Origin of the sequence: Bacillus cereus group sp. BfR-BA-01382 (genome assembly GCF_022663475.1) — a bacterium.
Lineage (GTDB): Bacteria > Bacillota > Bacilli > Bacillales > Bacillaceae_G > Bacillus_A > Bacillus_A thuringiensis_S.
Genome location: NZ_JAKUFQ010000202.1, coordinates 1 through 3,223 on the forward strand (window position 1 = coordinate 1; position 3,223 = coordinate 3,223).

Genomic DNA, 3,223 nt, shown 5'->3' on the forward strand with positions numbered 1-3,223 from the left:
TTTTCTGTCTATCTTTTTCTACTTCAGACATTTCAACATAAATATCCATAAGTTCTTTAATATCCATGTTTTGTTTTTCTTCTTTATACGACTTCCAAATTGCATCACTATGATTTAACCCATATGTATACCAAATCGCTTCTGCTTCCTTGAGTGATATAAATAAACCTTGTTCTCGAAAATCTTTCTGAATTGCTCGTTTTTCTTCATCTTGCAGGAAAACTATTGCATTCATCATTTCTCTAAAATAAATTTGTGTTTTAACAAATCCCATTAAGACTCACTTCCTTCTTCATTCATTTGAAGTTTTAACAGCAGTAACCTGTAATGAATATCCAATCGTTGTAATTTCACTTAATCGAAACTTTAATTGGGCACCTGCTTGTAGAGAGGTATGGCTCTTACAAATTTTCAACAATGTTTAATTTTTCAATAGGTGTAGAATGAATTCCCATCACTTTGAAGGCTTGTTTTTCTTGAAAGACTACATTTACTATTTCTACATCACTATGCTCTAAAATGACTTTGACAGTATCTCCTACACAAATAGGATGACCATTGAGATAAACTTCTGTTTCTTCTCCGACTAATCCATAAAAAGTATCATTTTGCATAAGTACCAATTGATTATTCATATCTCAAAATCTCCTATTCTTGGATTTCTTGCTTTTCATTTTGCTTAGAAGTTTCTACTAACTTCCTCATAGCATTCACATGTTCCATTTGTAATTGAATTCTATTATTCAACTCTGATTCTTTTTCTTTAACAAGACTTAGTAATTCAGAGCTCTTTAGTAAAGAATCTTTTAAACTCTTTTCCCCTAAAAATTCTCTTAGTAATTGAAATAACAATTTGTTCTGATAATAAATCTGTTCATCCACAGATATATCATAAATCGCATCACCTATAGAATCTATTTCCTCTGCATCGGCTTGGTTCCTTAATTCATATAACTTACTCATTGAAAATAACTGTTGTCTCTCTACTGTAGATAGGTGCTTGTAACTGTCAGGATTATCTATAAGGTTCTTTGCAAATGCTAAAATCTTCTCTTGCATTGGTAAAATACGTTTACTCATATGTATACCCCCTAAAAGAAAGAGTCCCTAAAAGGAACCCTTCTTAATTATTTATTTAGCAGTATTTAGGCTTATAGAAGTCGATTCTCATTTCTGGAATGTTAAACATTGCCCCTGATTCAGCACTTGGTAAGTGTTTATTTACCTGATACATCTTCGCATCAATAGAATCAATAAAATGTAGTAAAAGTGCCTCTTTTACTTTTGGTACAACAGGTGAACCCCACTCCAATTGCCCATGATGACTAAGAACCATATGTGATAGCAGCATTGGTACTTCACTGTTCTTGTCCAACTTTTCTTCTTGAATAAGCTTTACAACTGTTTTATGAATAGCTGTATCCATAATAGCAATATGACCTCGTAAATTACCTTCTACTGAGTAAGCGGGATTTAGGGGATTCTCAATTTCAATTAATTTCCCTAAATCATGTAGAATAATACTTGCACAAAGTAAGTCTTCATTGGCTCCATATATTTTAGCTAATTGTTTGGCTGATAATAACATCGTGTACACATGATATCCCAAGCCACCAACTACCTCATGGTGAAATTTCTTGGCCGCAACATGTTCGTAGAATTTCTCCTTACATGGTTCAAAGATTGTCTTTGTAATTAATTTAATCTCTTTATCTTTCATGTTCTCAATTGTTGATTCAATTTCAGCACGAATGATATCTCCATCCATAGCAACAGTTTCAACTAAATCACCTTTATTAAATTCCGTAGCTTCTTTAATCGTTGATAGTTTCACTTGTAATTTATCTCCATATTCTGTAACCACACCTGTTAAATGAGCGACTGGAAAATCTTTTTCAAAAAGAGTACGAAGTTCTTCCGTAATGGACCAACAAATCGTTTCTAATGAACCTGTTTTATTTGCTAAGTTAAACTTAAAATAAGGATTCTTATTTTGTGCAATAGATTCATTTATGTTTTTTAATAAAAATACACCATTAATTTTGTCACCTTTTTTTAATTTGCTAAGATTTACTACCATTTGATGTACAACCCCTTTTATTTCGATTCTTTTTTAATTGACTATAGTATATAACATATATTCTTTTTAGTAAATTATTTTTTGTCGAAAGACGAAATAAAAAAAGAAGAGATACTATCTCTTCTTTAAAAGAATCCGTTATTTTCAGGACATCAACAATTCAATTCATTCTTCAACTCTTTCAAAACATCCCTTTCTAATTTGATATTTCTTCTAATGACCAATTTTCTGCCAACAAGCTTTTTGCTACTTTAATTTTCATTTGTTCTTTACCCACTCTCATGCCTTCTTCCCAAGCACCTTCCATCCGTGTTCTTTGGTCAGATAAATATTTATCCCTTAATTCAATAGACCTTTTCAATTCATTAATAAAAGGTTCTTCTAATACATAACCCTCATCATTCAAGAAACTATTTATAACTCTTTCTATCATTTCTGCATCCGAATCCATTAATAGGGGAATAGTTTCTGTTTTGAGACCAGTTTGTTCACTGATATCCATTACATCAGTTGTTTCTTTAAGTAATTCTATGGCTTTTTGTATTTTATTTGTATTATTTATATCCATCAATTATCAACACCGTTCTTTTTTTATATTATTTTACCATATATTGATATAGACAAAAAACCTACTCAATTAATGAGTAGGTAGTGTAATTAATTTAGATTCTGTTTTAATTTTTCTAAGACATTCATATCTAATTCTGTGAATTCTGCTATTTCTTCTACTGACTTATTCTTTTTCAACATTTTTTTTGCCATTTCAATCGCTTTAGCTTCCTTACCTTCTTTAATCCCTTCTTCTTTCGATTCTGCCTTCGCACCTTCAATACGAGTCTTTTCATCTGATAAATGTTTTTCACGCAACTCATATTCTCTCTTTACTTCATCATCTGCACTTAGATAATTTAATTTGTTATCTGCTTTATTAATTAATCCATCCATTCCTCGTAACACCTCCAATTCCTCGGTAGGTACATCCTCTTTCAAGAACAATAACCATCTGTGAAGTGGGTTTGAATAATCTTTATTCTCTATTTTATCAAACTTAGGCAATTCTATGAAATGAATTTCCAATAAATCAGTTAACATACATTTTTCAGTATCCTCATACAAATGGAACGTTGAACGATATGATTCTAA

At 31.0% G+C, this 3,223-nt stretch carries 6 protein-coding genes; all 6 read right to left on the reverse strand.

Annotated features, from left to right (window positions below; all coding sequences use genetic code 11):
- Positions 1 to 274: hypothetical protein (locus MR160_RS33170; RefSeq protein WP_242299169.1), on the reverse strand; the 274-nt coding region annotated here is incomplete at its 3' end.
- Positions 275 to 401: 127 nt separating this feature from the next.
- Positions 402 to 635 carry a hypothetical protein gene (locus tag MR160_RS33175; protein WP_242299170.1) on the reverse strand — a complete coding sequence of 78 codons (234 nt, stop codon included), beginning with the start codon at positions 633 to 635 and terminating at the stop codon, positions 402 to 404.
- A 13-nt stretch (positions 636 to 648) separates the two neighbouring features.
- The gene (locus MR160_RS33180) at positions 649 to 1,080 is read right to left on the reverse strand and encodes a hypothetical protein (protein ID WP_242299171.1); all 432 of its coding nucleotides are present in this window, start codon (positions 1,078 to 1,080) and stop codon (positions 649 to 651) included.
- Between the two features lie 55 nt (positions 1,081 to 1,135).
- The gene (locus MR160_RS33185; protein WP_061662453.1) at positions 1,136 to 2,080 is read right to left on the reverse strand and encodes a 3'-5' exoribonuclease YhaM family protein; all 945 of its coding nucleotides are present in this window, start codon (positions 2,078 to 2,080) and stop codon (positions 1,136 to 1,138) included.
- Between the two features lie 196 nt (positions 2,081 to 2,276).
- Positions 2,277 to 2,648 (reverse strand): hypothetical protein, encoded by a 372-nt coding sequence (locus MR160_RS33190; protein WP_242299172.1) that lies wholly within the window; start codon positions 2,646 to 2,648, stop codon positions 2,277 to 2,279.
- 89 nt (positions 2,649 to 2,737) lie between these two features.
- Positions 2,738 to 3,223, reverse strand: a 486-nt coding sequence (locus MR160_RS33195) for an Rpn family recombination-promoting nuclease/putative transposase (protein WP_242299173.1), incomplete at its 5' end; no start/stop codon positions are given.